This window comes from Acinetobacter sp. SCLZS86 (assembly GCF_021560715.1).
Classification (GTDB): Bacteria; Pseudomonadota; Gammaproteobacteria; order Pseudomonadales; family Moraxellaceae; genus Acinetobacter; species Acinetobacter towneri_A.
Genome location: NZ_CP090864.1, coordinates 170,310 through 189,430 on the forward strand (window position 1 = coordinate 170,310; position 19,121 = coordinate 189,430).

General features: G+C 42.4%; 12 protein-coding genes. 8 read left to right on the top strand and 4 right to left on the bottom strand.

Going from position 1 to position 19,121, the window contains the following annotated elements; translation table 11 throughout:
• Positions 1–111: 111 nt before the first annotated feature.
• Positions 112–3,603 (bottom strand): hybrid sensor histidine kinase/response regulator, encoded by a 3,492-nt coding sequence (locus LZP46_RS00630; protein ID WP_236094338.1) that lies wholly within the window; start codon positions 3,601–3,603, stop codon positions 112–114.
• Positions 3,604–3,788: 185 nt separating this feature from the next.
• On the opposite strand from LZP46_RS00630, the gene LZP46_RS00635 reads away from it, so the two are divergent.
• From LZP46_RS00635 to LZP46_RS00645, 3 genes are all read left to right on the top strand, one after another.
• Positions 3,789–4,121: a DUF485 domain-containing protein gene (locus LZP46_RS00635; RefSeq protein WP_236094339.1), complete on the top strand. Its 333-nt coding sequence runs from the start codon at positions 3,789–3,791 to the stop codon at positions 4,119–4,121.
• A gap of 1 nt (position 4,122) precedes the next feature.
• Positions 4,123–5,832 (top strand): cation acetate symporter, encoded by a 1,710-nt coding sequence (locus tag LZP46_RS00640; protein WP_236094340.1) that lies wholly within the window; start codon positions 4,123–4,125, stop codon positions 5,830–5,832.
• 193 nt (positions 5,833–6,025) lie between these two features.
• Positions 6,026–6,724, top strand: a complete 699-nt coding sequence (locus tag LZP46_RS00645; protein ID WP_236094341.1) for an ion channel — start codon at positions 6,026–6,028, stop codon at positions 6,722–6,724.
• Positions 6,725–6,815: 91 nt separating this feature from the next.
• Here the strand turns inward: LZP46_RS00645 and omp33-36 are convergent, their stop codons facing one another.
• Positions 6,816–7,691 carry a porin Omp33-36 gene (gene omp33-36, locus LZP46_RS00650; protein ID WP_236094342.1) on the bottom strand — a complete coding sequence of 292 codons (876 nt, stop codon included), beginning with the start codon at positions 7,689–7,691 and terminating at the stop codon, positions 6,816–6,818.
• Positions 7,692–8,778: 1,087 nt separating this feature from the next.
• Here omp33-36 and LZP46_RS00655 point away from each other — a divergent pair.
• A protein-coding gene (locus LZP46_RS00655; protein WP_085940413.1) for an IS4-like element ISAba1 family transposase occupies positions 8,779–9,869 on the top strand; the annotation gives its coding sequence in 2 pieces (ribosomal slippage) (positions 8,779–9,319 and positions 9,319–9,869; 1,092 coding nt in all).
• 115 nt (positions 9,870–9,984) lie between these two features.
• Positions 9,985–11,685 (top strand): GGDEF domain-containing protein, encoded by a 1,701-nt coding sequence (locus tag LZP46_RS00660; protein ID WP_236095148.1) that lies wholly within the window; start codon positions 9,985–9,987, stop codon positions 11,683–11,685.
• A gap of 124 nt (positions 11,686–11,809) precedes the next feature.
• Here the strand turns inward: LZP46_RS00660 and uvrA are convergent, their stop codons facing one another.
• On the bottom strand, positions 11,810–14,644 hold the full coding sequence (gene uvrA, locus LZP46_RS00665) for an excinuclease ABC subunit UvrA (RefSeq protein ID WP_236094343.1): 2,835 nt from the start codon (positions 14,642–14,644) through the stop codon (positions 11,810–11,812).
• Positions 14,645–14,786: 142 nt separating this feature from the next.
• On the bottom strand, positions 14,787–15,461 hold the full coding sequence (gene tenA, locus LZP46_RS00670; protein WP_236094344.1) for a thiaminase II: 675 nt from the start codon (positions 15,459–15,461) through the stop codon (positions 14,787–14,789).
• A 303-nt stretch (positions 15,462–15,764) separates the two neighbouring features.
• Here tenA and LZP46_RS00675 point away from each other — a divergent pair, with 303 nt between their 5' ends.
• The 3 genes from LZP46_RS00675 to ssb all read left to right on the top strand — a co-directional run bounded on the left by LZP46_RS00675 (position 15,765) and on the right by ssb (position 19,033).
• Positions 15,765–16,850: a DUF475 domain-containing protein gene (locus LZP46_RS00675; protein WP_019837154.1), complete on the top strand. Its 1,086-nt coding sequence runs from the start codon at positions 15,765–15,767 to the stop codon at positions 16,848–16,850.
• 215 nt (positions 16,851–17,065) lie between these two features.
• Entirely contained in the window at positions 17,066–18,430 is a 1,365-nt protein-coding gene (locus tag LZP46_RS00680; RefSeq protein WP_236094345.1) for an MFS transporter, read from the top strand.
• 51 nt (positions 18,431–18,481) lie between these two features.
• Complete coding sequence (gene ssb, locus LZP46_RS00685) at positions 18,482–19,033, top strand: single-stranded DNA-binding protein (protein ID WP_004970192.1); 552 nt, start codon at positions 18,482–18,484, stop codon at positions 19,031–19,033.
• Positions 19,034–19,121: the final 88 nt, after the last annotated feature.

The following is a 19,121-nucleotide window of genomic DNA, read 5'->3' on the forward strand; positions in this document are numbered from 1 at the left end:
GTAGCTTTAAGTTGCCACAAGATAGATATTGAGTTACTTGCCTGCCTTGCACTTTAAACATGGCTTGAATCAAGCACGGTTTAAAGCGGGGCAGACAAAATTTTATGGGTATCAGCTGCCTGAAATTTTCAGACCCGATAACCAAGAGCGCAGTGATGCTGGTTTTAAGGGTTTTTTCAGCAACACAATATTGAGTTCTTTTAAACGCTGTGGCAATTCTGGATCAGAGTCTGCAGTAATTAACGCCACAGGAACATCAGCCTGACGATGTTCCAAAATGAAATCCAAACCGATTTTATCGTCATTTAAGTGCTGATCGATTAACCAAACTTGAATATGCTCACGTTGAATCAACTCAATTGCTTGTTCAGGTTCGGTGGCTTTAAATACATGATAGCCCCATTTACTCAGTAGAGTCGCCATACCTTCCAAAATGGTTTCATCATTGTCTAAACATAAAATTTTATAGGCTTTGGATTTCAATGGCACCACTTGCACAGGTGCCGCCACCACTTTTGGTGCTTCGACAATCGGCACTTCAATCATAAAGCATGAGCCTTTGCCCAATTCTGAATAGACATGCACAGGGTAGTTCAATAAACGGGTCATGCGATGCACAATCGCCAATCCAAGACCTAGACCTTGCTCACCCCAAGGTGAAGTATGTCCACAACGCTCAAATTCCTGAAACAGTTTAATACGTTGTTCTTCGGCAATACCTGGACCTGTATCCCACACCCCAATCCGAATATGTTGTAGTTGTTCTGCAGAGCGTAATACGCCCACCACCACACGCCCTTTGGCGGTATAGCGCAGCGCATTGCTGACAAAGTTTTGAATAATACGACGAATCCATTGCGGGTCAGTGTCAATCCAGAACGGTACATCATGCACACGAAATTCAATGCCACGTTGTGCCGCAATAGATTTAAATTGCAGGCTTAAATCACTCAGTAAGTCATGTAATGGATAAGCCTGACGTTTCGGCTGAATCGTACCGCCTTCCAAACGGGCAATATCCAGCAAGGCCGAAATCATACTTTCTGCACCATGCAAGGCACGATCCAGTTGCTGTAAGGTTTTACGGTCTTCATCGGACTGAATGCTTTGTTCTAAAGCCGTGCTGAACAAGCGTGCCGCATGCATCGGCTGTAATAAGTCATGACTAGCAGCGGCAATAAAGCGGCTTTTGGACATATTGGCTTTGTCGGCTTGTTCACGTGCCAATTGCTGCTCTGCCAAAGCATCGGCCAATTGTTGCGTGCGATCTTGTACCCGTGCTTCAAGTACCGCTTCGGTTTCACGGAAGGAGGTAATATCGGCAAAGGTGGTCACGAAACCACCGCCTTCAATTGGATTACCACGCATTTGAATCACACGACCATCTTTACGAATGCGTTCAAATTCATGTGCGCTGCCCAGTTTCATCCAGTGAATACGCTTACGCACGTGTTCTTCAATCGAGCCCGGGCCACATTCACCCCGTTCTGCGTTATAGCGAATCAAGTCGGCAATTGGGCAACCGACGTAGACAATATCTTTAGGATAATCAAATAATTTAAGGTATTGATTATTCCATGCCACCAAACACATATTTTCATCGACCACACTCACGCCTTGGGTCATGTGGTCGATCATGGTCATGATTAGGTTTTGGTTAAAGCGTTGCCATTGAGAGGCTTGGTCAAGAATGTTCGCAACTTGCCCTAAAGCAAGTCCATTATTGACCATGGCGGTGGTGAGTAAGGTACGTGCCGAAGCCGCACCAATCGTCCCTGCCAAATATTGTTCGGTAAAACGCCACCACATGCCGTTGGCATTGGCATTTTCATTCAGTACCACATTATTTTGCTGACTAAACTGCTCAAAGGCGTGTCGGGTTGGGGAATCACCTGTAATGCGTTTTGCCAGTGTGATTAAATCTCCTACTTTTAAACGTGCTACATCTTGATGTGAATAGCTGACCTCGTTGCTGATGTTCTGGGTTGGCAGAGGCTTGGTTTCATAATAAAAGAAACTTTCGGCTTGAATTTGTTCTGCCACACTTGGGCGAAAAATACGTGACACCCAAATGTATAACAAAATATTTAAACCAAGCGCCCAAACGACTCCGTGTGTGAGCGGTGCAAAAGATTCAAAGCCAAACAAGGCTTCAGGGCGTAACCAGTTGATGCCCAAAGGTCCCAGCAATAAAAATTCACGGGTAAACTCGCTGAACTGACTTGGCAGGCTGCGTAAAATGGTCGGAAGCAGCAGGGTATAGGCCCACATCGTAAAACCGACAATTAAGCCCGCATAAACGCCCTGCTTACTACCACCGCGCCAATACAAACCACCAATTAGGGCAGGGGAGAACTGCGCCACTGCACTAAAGGCCAATAAGCCAAACACAGAAAGCTGATCAATATCGTTAAAGAAGTTGAAGAACAGGAAGCCAAGCAGCATTACCACTAAAATACAAATGCGTCGGGTGAACTTCAGTACCAAAGGCAAACGCTTGTCATGGCGTGAGAAAATGCCCAAGCGCCACAAGGCAGGCATGATCAGGTCATTACTCAGCATGATCGACAGTGCTACCGAAGATACCAACAGCATGCCTGTCGAGGCGGAGAATCCCCCCAAGAATGCCAACAGCGTCAGCCAGTCTTGGTTATAGCTAAGTGGTAAAGACAAAACCGCCACATCGGGGATGGCTAAATATTGCGGAGCTGCATGCAAAGCCCAACTGGCAATTGGAACAATCGCGATGGTGGTTAAAATCAGATAAACGGCAAACCAACGACGCGCACCACGAATATGTTTTTCATCGCGCAGTTCGACTACCGCAACGTGAAACTGACGCGGCAAACAAATTATCGCTAAGGCCGCCAATAAGGTTTGCACCCAGAAGGTTTCAGGCACCCCAAACAGCTGCACTTCATGAAAGGTAATTGAAACATCATTGGCAATTTGATGAATATTGTCGGGCGCTTCAAATACAAAGAAGAAGGCCACAGCAAGCAAGGCAAATAATTTGACAAAGGATTCAAAGGCAACTGCGAGCATTAAGCCGCCGTGTTGTTCGGTATTGGCAATTTGTCGGGTACCAAACAGCATGGCTAAAATTGCCAATAAACCTGTCAGGAACAACACCGCATTGGTGGTACTTTCGACATTGGTGCTTTGATCCAAAATCACTGCGGCACTGAGCGCAATTGCACGTAATTGCAGAGCCAAATAGGGGATAATTGCAATCACGGCCAAAATTGTGACCAGTGATGCCAGTGGTCCGCTTTTTCCATAACGTGCGGCAATAAAGTCAGCAATAGATGAAATGGCGTGGTGTTGTCGCACGCGACCTAAACGTCGCCAAATATCATAACCAATAGCGACAAACAGTAATGGCCCTAAATAAATCGGTAAAAAAATGATCCCTTCACGAACGGCTGCGCCCGTTGCGCCATAAAAAGTCCATGATGAACAGTACACCCCTAAAGTTAAGCTGAACATGAGCATGCGCCCACGGGTGCTTAAACGACTGGCATGTTTTTCCCCATAGAAAGCACAAATAAAAAGTAATGCGATATAGAGGGCTAAAACCCCCATAATGAGCCAGCTGTTCATGATGCCTTAAAAGTATCGACAATAGGGCTATGATAGCCTATTCCATAGCCTTTGCGCTGAGGTTGATCATTTTTTTAGCGACCAAAGTCTAAATTGCAAATCGGCTTCAACATTGTTAATTTTAAGTTCGAAATAATTCGAATTAAAAATTTGCGCCTAAGGCAGGGCGCTTTAAGGAGCAGGTTATGGATGAGGTACAAGTAGATCGTATTCTACAAAACCCAAAATTCAAAGAAATGGTTCGCAGAAAAAGTAACCTAAGCTGGACATTAACAGCAATCATGTTGTTTGTGTACGTAGGTTTTATGCTTTTAGTGGGCTATAACAAAGAATTTTTATTGAGTTCAATTTCTGGCGGTGTGACGACTTGGGGTATTCCACTGGGTCTGGCCATTATCGTTTTATCTTTCATTTTATGTGCGGTTTACGCATCAATTGCGAATAGCAAACTTGACCAATTGAATGAAGAAGCGATGCGTGAAGTTGAAGCAATTACACATGAGAAAGGACCGCACTAAGATGAAATGGAATTCATTGAAAGCACTGGCTGCGTCTACTGTATTAATGTCAGGTATGGCATTTGCAGGACCAGATTTAGGTGCAGCAGAACAGCAGCCAACCAACTGGCCAGCAATTATTATGTTCTTAATTTTCGTTGGTGCAACTTTGTTCATTACTAAATGGGCAGCGAAGCAAACTACGAGCACTAAGGACTTCTATACCGCAGGCGGTGGTATTTCTGGTTTCCAAAATGGTCTAGCGATTGCAGGTGACTATATGTCAGCAGCATCGTTCCTCGGTATTTCCGCAATGGTGTTTATGTCAGGCTTTGATGGCTTGCTATATTCACTGGGCTTCATGGTGGGCTGGCCAATTGTATTGTTCTTGATTGCTGAACGTTTACGTAACTTAGGGAAATATAACCTTTCTGACGTGGTCTCGTTCCGTTTATCTGAAAAGCCAGTACGTACCCTTGCAGCATTCAGTTCGCTTGTTGTGGTTGCGTTCTATCTGATTGCACAAATGGTAGGTGCGGGTCAGTTAATCAAACTTCTCTTTGGTTTGAACTACAACCTTGCTGTAGTCATCGTGGGTCTACTGATGATGGCTTACGTAATGTTCGGTGGTATGTTGGCAACAACTTGGGTACAGATCATCAAAGCGGTGATGTTACTTTCAGGTGCAACTTTCATGGCCTTCATGGTAATGAAAGGTGTGGGCTTCAGCTTCACGAACATGTTCGAGCAATCGATCCAAGTCTTCTCTAAAGTACATGACTTGAGCTTGGCAGATGCTGCAAACATTATGGGTCCTGGTAAATTAGCGTCTAATCCAATTGATGCGATTTCACTTGGTCTGGCGTTAATGTTCGGTACTGCAGGTTTACCACACATCTTGATGCGTTTCTTCACAGTAAAAGACGCGAAAGAAGCACGTAAATCAGTTGTAGTTGCAACAGGTTTCATTGGTTACTTCTACCTATTAACCTTCATCATTGGTTTTGGTGCGATCCTTTACGTATCAAACAACCCACAATTCCTTGATGTTGCGAAAATGGCAGTAACTGGCAAGTTAGAACTTGTTGGTGGTAACAACATGGCTGCGGTGCACTTGTCTGATGCGGTTGGCGGCGACTTGTTCATGGGCTTCATTTCAGCAGTAGCATTCGCAACAATTCTTGCGGTAGTTGCTGGTTTGACATTGTCTGGTGCTTCAGCAATCTCTCACGACTTGTATGCTAACGTATTCAAGAAAGGTCAAACGACACCTGAATCTGAACTTCGCATGTCTAAAATTGCAACTTTAGGCTTAGCAATCTTCGCAATGATCTTGGGTATTCTTTTCGAGAAACAAAACGTTGCGTTCATGGTCGGTTTAGCATTCTCTGTAGCAGCATGTGCCAACTTCCCAGTACTTGTATTGTCTATGTTCTGGAAAGGCTTAACGACTCGCGGTGCAGTGATTGGTGGGGTAGCAGGCTTAGTTTCAGCAGTAACCTTGATTGTATTGTCTAAAGCAGTTTGGGTAGATACGCTACAAATTTCTGACACACCAATCAATCCATTCAATGGTCCTGCGATCTTTGCAATGCCACTTTCATTCTTCTGCTGCTGGTTGTTCTCTATCACTGACAACTCTGCGCAAGCACAAGCTGAACGTAAAGCATTCGATGCACAGTTCGTACGCTCACAAACTGGTATTGGTATCTCAGGTGCATCTGACCACTAAGGTCTGAAACACCTCAAAAAAGTCCCAGCAATGGGACTTTTTTTATGCCTGTATGTTGGCTTGGGTAAGCATACCGATGAGTATTTATGGATAAGGCTATTGTGATATGCAATTTTGATACAGAGTGATTGCATTACATGCGTAAATAAGCTGCTATGTTGGATGCAATATAAAAAGAATAGGCAGCAGATATATGTACATATTAGACAATGTCTGGAAAAGGTTTCAGGTCTTGCCTTCGGCATGGCTGTTGTTTTTGCAGTTTGTGATTTTGCTGCTCTCACTCTTTTCACATCACAACATGCCTTATAAAGTCATCACCTGGATGGTGGGGGTATTGGTGTTGCTGCTCATTGCCAAAGTGATTCGACAAACGCCAATGTTGAGTATTTTGGGTCTCAGTTTTGTTTATGCGGCGTTGTTCTTTTCATTCTTTATTTTATTGGGTGTGCGGCATCCGCTTATTCTGGTAATAAGTCATGCGTGTGAAGCGGCAGCCTATTTTAGTGCCGCTTATGGTTTATTGCGCTATATGTTCCATGACCGTTACTTAACCAAAGATGAGCTCTTTGCTGCCGCAGCGGTGTTTACCTTAATCGCTTGGGGATTTGCCTTTTTATATAGCATTTGCCAGATTCTAATTCCACAAAGTTTTCAGAACCCAAATGCTGCAGGTTTACAAAGCTGGTTGGATTTACTGTTTTTAAGTTTTAGTTTGCAGTCCGCGACAGGTTTATCTGATCTTATACCGATCAGCCCAGAAGCAAGGGTGATTGCCATGTTGCAAATGTTCTGTGGCGTGATGTATTTGGCATTGATCGTGTCACGTTTAATCGCATTGCAATACATTCGCCACTTACCGCATCATCACCATGATGATTCATCTGAGTGAAATAGCAGTTCAATTTTTTCATGAAATATTTCAGGCATAAAAAAAGACGCTCAGATGAGCGTCTTTTTTAACTTCAGTATCTAATGTGAAATTAGAAACGGAATTTAGCGTTTACACCAACAGTTTGAGTGTCAACAGCTTCGCCTACAGCATTCGCATTTACATAGCTAGCACCTACAGCAACTGAAGGAGTGATGAAGTAGTTTACGTTCGCGCCCCAAGCAGAATCGACATTAGAGTCAGCACTTGTCTCTACATAAGAAGCACCTACGCTAAGCGCTGGTGTTAAGTAAAGATCAGTTTTTAAGTTGTACATAGTATCTTCACCATATACAAGACCTGCTTCAAAACCAACAGCCATATTGGTGCCGTCAATTGCGCCTACATATTTTGTACGTGCAGTGATTGCATCTTGGTCTTGATCGATTGTGTCTGACTCAAGCGCTGCTTTAGCAACACCATTAGCAAGGATATTGAAAGCATCATAAGAAGTTTGATCGGCAACGCTTGTATAACCTACAGCAACCAAGAAGTTAGGCGCTACTACTGCACCAAGTTCTAAAGCATAACGGTCGCCTTGGTCATCAAACTCAAGGTTATTTTTGCTGTCATTAATTGTATGGCTATATGCTGCACTTGCATACACAGGAACTAATTGAGTTGGTACATACGCTTCAGCTTTAGCACCATATGTGTGAGAAACGATATCTAAACCATCTTCGTCATATTCACCATAGTTGTATGCTAAAGAGAAGTTAGAAGCTTGGTTTAAGAACGCAGCCTCAGCCAATGGACCTTTAGTCGCATCAACATTTTTGAAGTAGTAAGTACCTTGAACAGCACCAGTGAAATTCTTATCGTTTACTGTATTGTCGATGTATTCAGATTGACCTTGAACTTCGAATTGGTACGCTTGAGCACCGGTCATGGCTAATAATAATGCAGTGGCTAAACCGAGTTTTTTCATGATAGTTACCAGTTTTGTTAAAAATGGATGAAACATTGACCATTTTAGTGTAACAATTTATTAAGTCAATGAACTAAAAGGACTTTATTTAAGAATTAAGTCCAATTGACTTTGGTGTTTAAAAAATATTCAAATAAAATTTTTGCTGTCAACCTAAAAACTGTATGGATAACAAGTCGATATGTTCGTTTTTGCAACAAAAGTAGAAATAATAAGCAAAGCATTAATTGGATTAATCGATAAATTTAATTGAAATTATCTGTAATAATAATTCTTGGAGAGTGAAGAATAACGGAAAAACTCACCTGTTTTAGGGTGAAATCATGATTTTTGGATAAAAAACAAACTAAAAATAAGGTCTGTTCAGAATAAATTTGAGTGGAATAGTCGGCATAATGTGAATTTAATCACATTAATTTTGACTATTTGTATAAAAATAAATCAGACTAGTTGACTAAGCTTTACATAAACTGTGATTTATTTCATAATTGCAGCATGAAGACCTACTACTCAAGTCGGGTTTGTAAATTATGTGACTTATCTCGTAATTTAGCCATCAAATCCTGAGCTTGCTTGATCCAGTAGTGCGATCTAATTCTCCATAAATGTTTCTTTTTATCTGCCCAACTTTCCCCAAGGTTGGGTTTTTTTTTGCATGTGAAAACGCAAATGGTTTTGCGAAAATTGCACTGATATGGTGCAGTTTGAGGGTGTGATATGATCAAAACCCATAAAAAAATCCCAGTTTTCTTTCAAAAACTGGGATTTTGCGCCAAATTTGCGGGTAAATTTAGTTTTCTGCTGAGTAAAAACTAAATTCGCCCTAATGAGGTGCATTATGCACCTAAATGTTGCATCTGTAAAATATTTTTTGCATGTTGAACCATTATTTTTTGTATTTGTCGTTTTAGGTAAGTCGGCGCAGGGCATGCTTTTAGAAATTTTCTTGAATGAGATGACTTAGTTAGACGGCTTTAAAATATAAGTGAATTAATTATCTTTTTTGTAAGTAATTTCTCTGTACACGACAAAAATAGATAACTCATTGAAATAATGTCATAATAATTGTTTTCTAACGACGAATACTATGACACATCTCAATGAGTTATATCTTATCTTAAACAAATATCTAAAATGGAACAAGTCACATTTAAAGTGCTTTGCGCTCATCATGCTTGTGATTATTTTAAAGCAAACATGTAATCTTTCTTCTGCATCTAAAGCCTTGCCCATCAAGTGCTTACCACAATCATTTTATCGACGTATGCAGCGCTTCTTTGCAGGTCAGTATTTTGATTATCGTCAAATTTCTCAGTTGATTTTCAATATGTTTTCATTCGACCAAGTGCAACTGACTTTAGATAGAACCAATTGGAAATGGGGAAAACGAAATATTAATATCCTGATGCTCGCAATCGTTTATCGTGGAATAGCGATACCTATCCTTTGGACATTGCTTAATAAACGTGGAAATTCAGATACGAAAGAGCGTATTGCTTTGATTCAACGCTTTATAGCCATTTTTGGTAAAGACCGTATTGTGAATGTGTTCGCAGACAGAGAGTTTATCGGTGAGCAGTGGTTTACATGGTTAATTGAACAAGACATCAACTTCTGCATTCGTGTTAAAAAAACTTCATTGTCACCAATCATTTAGGAAAGAATCATAAAATTAGTGATTTATTTCGCCATCTTAAAGTTGGTCAAATTGAATGTCGTAAACGACGGATTTTGGTTGGTCGGGTGAAACTATATATAAGTGCACTACAGTTAGAAAATGGAGAGCTTTTACTCGTCGTTTCTCCTCAGTTTAATGCCAATGCTATTCAGGATTATGCATTACGCTGGGAAATTGAAACCTTATTCAGTTGTCTCAAAGGACGCGGGTTTAATCTTGAAAATACGCGCTTGACAGACCCTAGACGAGTGAAAAAATTGATTGCGGTGTTAGCTATAAGCTTCTGTTGGTGTTACTTAACGGGTGAATGGCAACATGATCAAAAAAAAGCGATAAAAATAAAGAAGCATGGACGACTCTCAATGAGTTTATTTCGCTATGGTTTAGACTATGTTCAAATGGCGATTCAGCGTTTAATTGGTTTTGGGAAAAAAGAAGAGTTTAAGGAAATTTTGGCAATTTTAAGAAGGCAGAACCCTGATAGGATAAGGGTTCTGTGAAATTTGTCGTGTACAGAGAAGTAATTTAAAGATTGCTCATGTAATATACTCGCCGATTTAGTGATCAAGTTCACGATTTTGCACAGTTATAATGACGTAGGTGAAACTTAGCATGATGATGAAGTTGCGCTCAGAACATATCAGTCAGCGACTGTTGATCTCGATGATCATTATTATCGTGTCATTACTTTTTATTTGCGTTCCTCTGATGGTGAATAGTTATCAGAGTTATCAAAAAACAAAACGTGCTTTAATTGAAATTTCTGTATTAGGCAAAGTGGCTGAACTGACCAATAGTATTTCGCGTGAACGAGCGCCTGCGAACAAAGTCATGTCGAGTTCAGCAGCTGAATTTCAGCAAAATTTACAAGAACTGAAAGCGTACCGTGCTGGCGTGGATCAGCAAGTAGAACAGACCATCAATATTTTAAGAAAAGAAAGTTTTATTATCCATGCGCATCATTTATCGCATCAATTAAAGACCGCTTTAGAACAAGGGCGTCAGGCGGTCGATGAATATGCAGCAACTCCGCAACATTTGCGTAGCTCTCAACAGATGGATCATGCGATTCAAAAAATGTTTGCGGCATGGGATAGTTCTCAGCATGTGCTGAAACACGTCATGCTCGATTCAGTGGCAAAAGACTCATCGGTATCGAGCTATTATAGTGTGATTTTTGTTCTTTCAGATTTGCGTGATCAAGCGGGCAGGGTGGCATCCAATATTATTGCCGCGGTAACGTTTGCTGAAAAAATTCCTGAAGCCAATTTGGCGAGTTCTTTGCAAACCCAACGCCAAGCCTATTATTTGTGGGATTTAATCCATACCATTTTGCCTGAAGCTCATAAAATTCCTGAATATAATATTTTGCATGATCAATTAAAAAAGGAGTTTCTGGATGAGGGAATTCCTATCGTCAATCAATTGATTCAGCAAAGTATTCATGGACAACCCTATTCATTGACAGGCACTGAACTCACCCAAAAATTGGTGGATAAATTCAACACTGTGGTCAGTTTGCAGTCATTTATATTAGCGCACAGTTTGCAGGTTGCGCACAAAGATTATCATCAAGCTCAGCGTATTTTCATTTTAACCCTAGTAGCGTCAATTATTTCGTTATTGGCTGCTATTTTTACCATGGTCTATGCGCGCTCGAAGGTATTTATTCCTTTAATTCAGGCACGCAACCAAATTTTGCGCTTGGCAGCTTATGATGATGAAGCTCATGGTACGCAAAATCCAGACAAAGTAACACTTTTGGAGGCCATTCAAAAACTAAAACAACGCCTAGAGCAACGCGATATTTTAGAATTTCAGCTGCGTAATATTGCCAATACCGATGTCTTAACGGGTGTTTCCAACCGTTTGGCACTTGAGGAATACATCAAATATTTGGAACATCGACCTGAAAAATTGACCAAAACTGGTTTGATTATTATAGATGTGGATAAATTCAAACACATTAACGATACCTACGGGCATGTGGTGGGTGACCAAGCTATAAAATGTATTGCCGATACGCTCAAGGCGCATGTCCGTGCTTCAGACTTGGTGGTGCGTTATGGTGGCGATGAGTTTTTGGTTTTGATTGAGCAAATAGAATTTACTGAGGCGCTACATTTGGCAGATAAATTGCGCTGTCATATTGTGAATCAGGAAATTTTTATCCCAGAACTAAATGATTATATTCAAATATCAGTCAGTGCTGGCGTGGCGGTGGGTGCTGCATCATGGAGTAGTTTGTTGGAAAAAGCCGATAAACATTTATTTAGAGCCAAAGCACTTGGGCGCAATGCTGTTGCTGGTGACTAAGTCACAGTAATTGATCCACGAGCATTTCCGAAGTGATAAAAAGCCTAGAGTGAAAGATTCAGCACAAGTTTGTGCTGAATCTGGATTTAAATTTGAATGGGCTTAAAAACTGTAATCATCTGTTTTAGCCTTTCAGCATTGGTTTTAAGAATTTTGCCGTGTGCGAAACTTTAGATTTTGCGACAGTTTCAGGTGTGCCTTCGGCAATGATTTGTCCACCACCTGCACCGCCTTCAGGACCTAAATCGACAATCCAGTCTGCAGTTTTAATCACATCTAGATTGTGTTCAATCACCACAATGGTATTACCCTTATTGCGTAGCTCATGCAAGATATCGAGCAATTTGGCAATGTCATGGAAATGCAAACCAGTGGTCGGTTCATCCAATACATACAAGGTTTTGCCTGTATCTCGCTTGGCCAGTTCACGTGCCAGTTTCACGCGCTGCGCTTCTCCACCAGATAACGTCGTGGCAGATTGTCCAAGGCGAATATAACCCAAGCCCACCTGATTTAAAGTTTCTAAACGACGATGAATCACAGGAATGGCATCAAAGAAATGCATGGCATCTTCAACAGTCATTTCTAAAACATCAGAAATATTGCGGCCTTTATAACTGACTTCCAAAGTTTCGCGATTATAGCGTTTACCATGACAGGCATCGCAAGGTACATACATATCTGGCAAGAAGTGCATGGCAACTTTAATCATACCATCGCCCTCACAGGCCTCGCAGCGTCCCCCTTTGACGTTAAAGGAGAAGCGTCCTGCTGCATACCCACGTGCTTTGGCTTCAGGGGTTTGCGCAAACAGTTCACGAATTGGAGTGAACAAGCCTGTATAGGTCGCAGGGTTCGAGCGTGGAGTTCGCCCAATTGGGCTTTGGTCAATATCCACAACTTTATCTAAATATTGCAAACCATCAATCGAGTCGAATTTTTCTGCGGTTAATGTAGTTGCGCCATTTAATTGTGTTGCAGCCAAAGGCAATAAAGTGCGGTTAATTAAGGTGGATTTTCCTGAACCTGACACGCCTGTGACACAAGTCATCACGCCTAAAGGCAAAGTGAGATCCACTTTTTTTAGATTGTGTCCTGCTGCGCCCATGAGTTTAATTTGTTGTTCAGGATGTGGCGGTTGAGTACGTGTTTTCGGCACTTCAATTTTTAATTTACCCGATAAATACTGCCCTGTGAGTGAGTCTGCATGTTCGGCCAGTTCTGCATAAGTACCTTCGGCAATAATATGTCCACCATGCACACCTGCGCCTGGACCAATATCAATAATATGGTCGGCGGCACGAATCGCATCTTCATCATGTTCTACCACCAACACCGTGTTGCCCAAGTCACGTAAGCGAATTAGGGTTTCCAACAGGCGATCATTGTCACGTTGGTGCAAGCCAATTGAAGGTTCATCTAGCACATACATTACGCCCATAAGCCCTGCACCAATTTGAGATGCCAAGCGGATACGCTGTGCTTCACCGCCCGAAAGAGTTTCGGCAGAGCGTGACAGGCTCAAATAATTCAAACCCACCGACACTAAAAAGTGCAGACGTTCACGAATTTCTTTAAAGATTTTATCCGCGACTTCACCTTTGGCGCCTTCAAGATTTAAGCCTTGATAGTAGTCTTCGGCATCGCCAATCGACATTTGAGTGATTTGGGCAATGGTTTTGTCTTTCACGCGAACATTGCGAGAGATTTCATTTAAGCGTGATCCACCGCAGGCATCACAGGCCGCATTAGATAAATATTGCGCCAAATCATCACGCACATAATTACTTTCGGTTTCACGGTAGCGACGTTCTAAATGTGGCAACACACCTTCAAACGCAATCACACGTTTATGGTGGCGCCCACGTTCATCGGTATAGCTCAGGTCTATTTTGTCTTTGCCAGTGCCGTACAGAAATTTCTTTTGGGTCGCGCCGTCGAGCTGATTCCATGCCGTGTCTAGTGAAAGTTGATAATGTGCCGCGACTTTTTCTAGCATGCTGTAATAATACGGACGCTGTCTGTCCCAGCCGCGAATAGCGCCCTGACTAATCGACAGTTCAGGGTTTGGAATGAGTTTTTCCGCACTGAAATGGCTACGTGTCCCCAAACCATCACACGTTGGACAAGCGCCAAAAGGATTGTTAAATGAGAACAGGCGTGGTTCAAGTTCTGCTACGGCACGGTCACACTGTGGGCAAGAGTGCTTGGCTGAAAAAATACGATCAGGTTGTTCCGCATTCATCCACGATAAAATGGCCAAATCGCCACCTAAACGCAGCGCAGTTTCAAAGCTTTCGGCAATACGGTTGCCCAAATCATCTCGGACTTTAAAACGGTCTACCACCACTTCAATGGTATGTTTTTTCTTTTTGTCGAGTTCTGGTGGTGGGTCAATATCCATGACTTCGCCATCCACTCGGGCGCGTACAAAACCCTGACTTTGTAGCTGCTCAAACAGATGCACATATTCGCCTTTACGCTCACGAATTACTGGCGCGAGGAGCATTAAGGCAGTGCCTTCTTCTAGTGCTTTTACAGCATCGACCATTTCTGAAACGGTTTGCGCGACCATCGGTAAATCATGTTCAGGGCAGTACGGTGTACCAACACGGGCATACAGTAAACGCAAATAGTCGTAAATTTCGGTAATGGTCCCCACGGTTGAACGCGGGTTATGACTGGTCGATTTTTGTTCAATAGCAATTGCGGGACTTAGACCTTCAATTGAATCGACTTCGGGTTTTTCCATTTGTGATAAAAACTGGCGTGCATAAGCAGAAAGTGATTCGACATAACGACGCTGTCCTTCTGCATAGAGGGTATCAAATGCCAGTGAAGATTTTCCTGAACCAGATAAACCCGTAATCACCACAAATTTATCGCGTGGAATATCAAGGTTCACGTTTTTTAGGTTATGGGTACGTGCACCTCGAATACGGATATGACTTTGGCTCATAAAAACTTCTCGATATTTTGCAAATAAAAAACTTATATATGATAGCGCATGAAAATTGTTCAAGTGTTATTTTTCATGCTTTATCGGTCATGGCTTGTCGTACTGTATGGAGTGATCGCCATACAGTGTGTGAGGGCGGCAGTTAAATTTGATCTAAACCTGGCCACTGACGTTGATGATAGGCACTGTCCCAAAATAACCATTCCAGTTCTGCGGCTTTGGTGTAAGCGTGGTGCATTTTTTCAAGGGTGTCGGCATCACAGCGCGCAGCAACACGGTCAATGGTTTGAATCACATTATTGACTGCAGTGTGAAATTCTTCGCCTGAATAGGTATCAACCCATGCCTGATACGGATTATTCGGTGCAGAATTATTGACGATATCTTTACCGACTTCTGCATAAATCCAGAAACATGGCAGTAGCGATGCCAATACCACAGGATAGCTTTCCGACCATGCGGTTGCGACTAAATAAGAAGTGTAGTGATGACAGGCAAGGGTCAGCGGAGTACTTTCAAATTCCTGTTTGGAAATATCAAACTCCTGCATAAAGCTGTCATGTAAGGTACGTTCCACCACAATTGCAATTTTGGCTGCATCTGCGAACTGAATAATATCATCTGCATCAAAAGCTTTAGCCGCACAGACTGCCAGTGCACGCCCGTAGGCAATTAAGTAATGTGAATCTTGAATCACATAATGTGCAAAAGCAGCTTTACTTAAGGTGCCTTGTGCCAACTCCTGATTAAATGGTAACGCGAGCGTCTTGTGATAAAGGGCAAGGTTACGTTGCCAAGCATCTTGAGAAAAGCGCATCCTAAATTCCTATATGTCGTTGCATTTCACTATAGCAGTTTGGGAACGAAAAACACGGTTGTCGCTGTATCTGATCGGGAAACCAAAAATCATACGAAGAATTTTGCCGAAGTTGAGAAAAAAGCGTCATAATTGCAACATAAAATTTTACATTCTCAGTTTTTATCCGATTTAAAACTCGGGCAATTCAACTTTCAGAATTTTTGCATCTGTTAAAGCTTAATCAAAACTGTACTTTGTGTTGCTGGTACAAATTCGGCAGATGAAAAGTTCAGATCAAAATATAGTGATAGGTCGTTTCTCATGATGAAACATTTTGGTTTCTCAATCGTATTTTCGATTGTGTGTCTTGCGCTATCTGCATATTGGGGCTATACCCATGGCCCAGAAGCAGGTGTGCAAACCATGCTCACCGCACTAACCATTACCGCAATTTTGGCGATTATGGAAGTGTCGTTGTCGTTTGATAATGCGGTGGTGAATGCGTCGGTGCTGCGCGGTTGGGATCATTTCTGGAAAATGCTGTTTTTAACCGTGGGGATTATCATTGCTGTTTTTGGCATGCGTTTAATTTTCCCTGTGGTCATTGTGGCGGTCACCGCCGATATGGGCATGATGGAAGTGGTGCAACTGGCATTGAATGATCCGAAGCAATATTCAGCTAAACTGATGGCACATCACCCTGAAATTGCGGCATTTGGTGGCGCATTCTTGTTGATGGTTTTCCTCAACTTTTTCTTGGATGATGAAAAAGACACGCACTGGTTTAGATGGTTGGAACGTCGTTTGAGCAATCTGGCAAGCGTACCTGCCATGTCGGTATTTTTGGCCTTGGTGACGTTGTTAATCATGGCGGCAAACGTGGTGGAAGATAAACGTCTTGTGGTGACGATGGCGGGTATTTGGGGCATCGTGATTTATATTGGCGTACAAGTGCTGAGCCACATGCTGGGCGGTGAACCAGAGGTCGATGAACAAGGCAATGCTGTGCGTCATGATGAAAATGGCGTACCAACAGGCGTGGTGAAAGCAGGTATTGGCGGCTTTTTATATCTAGAAGTACTCGATGCTTCGTTCAGTTTTGACGGGGTCATTGGTGCATTTGCAATCACCTCTGACGTCGTGATTATCATGTTAGGTTTGGCGATTGGTGCAATTTTCGTGCGTTCGATGACGATTTATTTGGTCGATAAAGGCACCTTGGATGCCTATATTTACCTTGAGCACGGTGCGCACTACGCGATTGGTGCTTTAGCCTTTATTATGATTGCCAGCGGTACAGGCTTGCATGTGCCAGAAGTGGTGACAGGTCTAATCGGTGTTGCCTTTATTGTTTGGGCTGTGATTGCATCCATTCAATTTAAAAAGCGTCAGGCAAAAGCGGGTTAATGCTATGCTGATGTCCGCTACTATATTGTTGCGAAATCATAGAGTAATACCGTGACGAAGACTGTATAAAATATAAATTTGGGTGCACAACGTTGTGCCCTTTTTTATTGAAAAAGTAGGGTCTGTTGAATAAACATCTGGAAAAATCAGCATCCTTAAGCTGAATGTTGTAGGATATCTGCAAATTCAAAATTATTTAGTTTTAGTCGGTTGATATGATGAATGCCTTAGAACGCCGCTCGACCTTTGCTTTAAGCAGTATTTTTGCATTGCGCATGTTGGGTCTGTTCATGATTATTCCTGTATTTTCAGTGGCAGGGCAGTCATATCAATACGCAACTCCTACACTCATTGGTCTTGCTGTTGGTGTTTATGGACTTACTCAAGCCATTTTGCAAATTCCATTTAGCTTGATTGCAGACCGTTATAGCCGTAAGCCATTGGTGGTTTTGGGCTTATTACTGTTTGCTTTAGGCGGTGCAATTGCAGCCATATCCGACACCATTTATGGCGTGATTATTGGCCGTGCCATTGCAGGTGGTGGTGCGGTATCTGCTGTGGTGATGGCATTATTGGCCGATGTGACCCGTGAAGAAAACCGCATGAAAGCCATGGCGGTGATGGGCATGAGTATCGGTATGTCCTTTGTGATAGCCTTTAGTTTAGGACCGTGGCTGACGGGCTGGGTTGGTATTTCTGGGCTCTTTTGGGTGACCACAGTAATGGGACTAGCAGCAATTCTCATGCTGTTATTGGTGCCTAAAGTCACGCGCCATCATCGTAATTTTCAGCAAGGCTACATCACGCAGTTAAAGCAGGTCCTGAAAATGGGCGATTTAAACCGCCTGCATGTATCGGTATTTACCCTACATTTATTACTTACTGCCATGTTTATTTATGTGCCTTCGCAATTAATCCAATTTGCCGATATTCCTTTGCAGCATCATGGTTGGGTGTATTTGCCATTGTTGTTGGTCAGTCTGTTCGTGGCATTTCCAAGCATTGTTTTAGCAGAAAAATATCGCAAAATGCGTGGCATTTTCCTGACCGCCATTGCAGGTATTATTTTAGGTCTGTTGGTGCTGATTTTTGGGTTTGAATCGAAGTACATCCTTTTATTGGGTTTGGGCTTATTCTTTATTGCTTTTAACGTTATGGAAGCGTTATTACCTTCGTGGTTGTCAAAGGCTGCGCCAATTCAATCTAAAGCCACCGCGATGGGTGTGAATGCGAGCAGTCAGTTTTTGGGAGCATTTTTTGGTGGGATGATTGGTGGGCAATTATTGATGCTCAACCACACCGCAATGGGTTGGAGTATTTTGACTGCGATTGCTATAATTTGGCTGCTTGTTAGTTTTGGATTGGCGCAGCCGCGCTATCTTTCGTCTTTGGTGTTGCGCTTGCCTGAGAATAGAGAAACAGATGAATGGACTTCTCAGTTATTGGCAATTCGTGGTATTGAAGAGGTCGTGGTGATGTCTGACCAACAAGTGGCGTATGTAAAGGTTGATAAACAGCATATTGATGATGCTGCGCGACAACAATTAACGCACTTGTTTGGGAAAGAGGTAGCCATTTAAGCATAACTCTTATAAAGTAAATAATAGAAACAAATAGGAAGAAAACATCTAATGCGTGGTGTAAATAAAGTCATCTTAGTGGGTACTTTAGGTCGTGATCCTGAAACAAAAACTTTCCCAAATGGGGGGTCTCTCACTCAATTTTCTATCGCAACCAGTGATGTCTGGACAGACAAAAACACAGGTGAGCGTAAAGAGCAAACAGAGTGGCATCGCATTGTTTTACATAACCGTTTAGGCGAGATTGCGCAGCAATATTTACGCAAAGGTTCTAAAGTATATATTGAAGGTTCATTGCGTACACGTCAGTGGACCGATCAAAACGGTCAAGAGCGTTACACCACTGAAATTCGTGGTGATCAAATGCAAATGCTCGATTCTTCGAACCGTGGACAATCTGACCAGCAAGATGGTGGGTTTGCTCAACCACGTTTTAACAATAACCAAGCTCCAGCCACAGGTTATGCGAATCAAAATCAAGGCGGTTTTAACCAGAATCAGGGTGGCGGCTATGCCAACAATAACCCGAGTGGTTTTGCACCGAAGCCACAAGCTGCGCCTGCAACTGCACCAGCAGATTTAGATGATGATTTGCCGTTTTGACACATACTAGAGATAGCCATTTGATTCAAAATGGAAAATCATCCTCCAAACCCTTTGTTTCGACAAAGGGTTTTTTTATGCAGATATA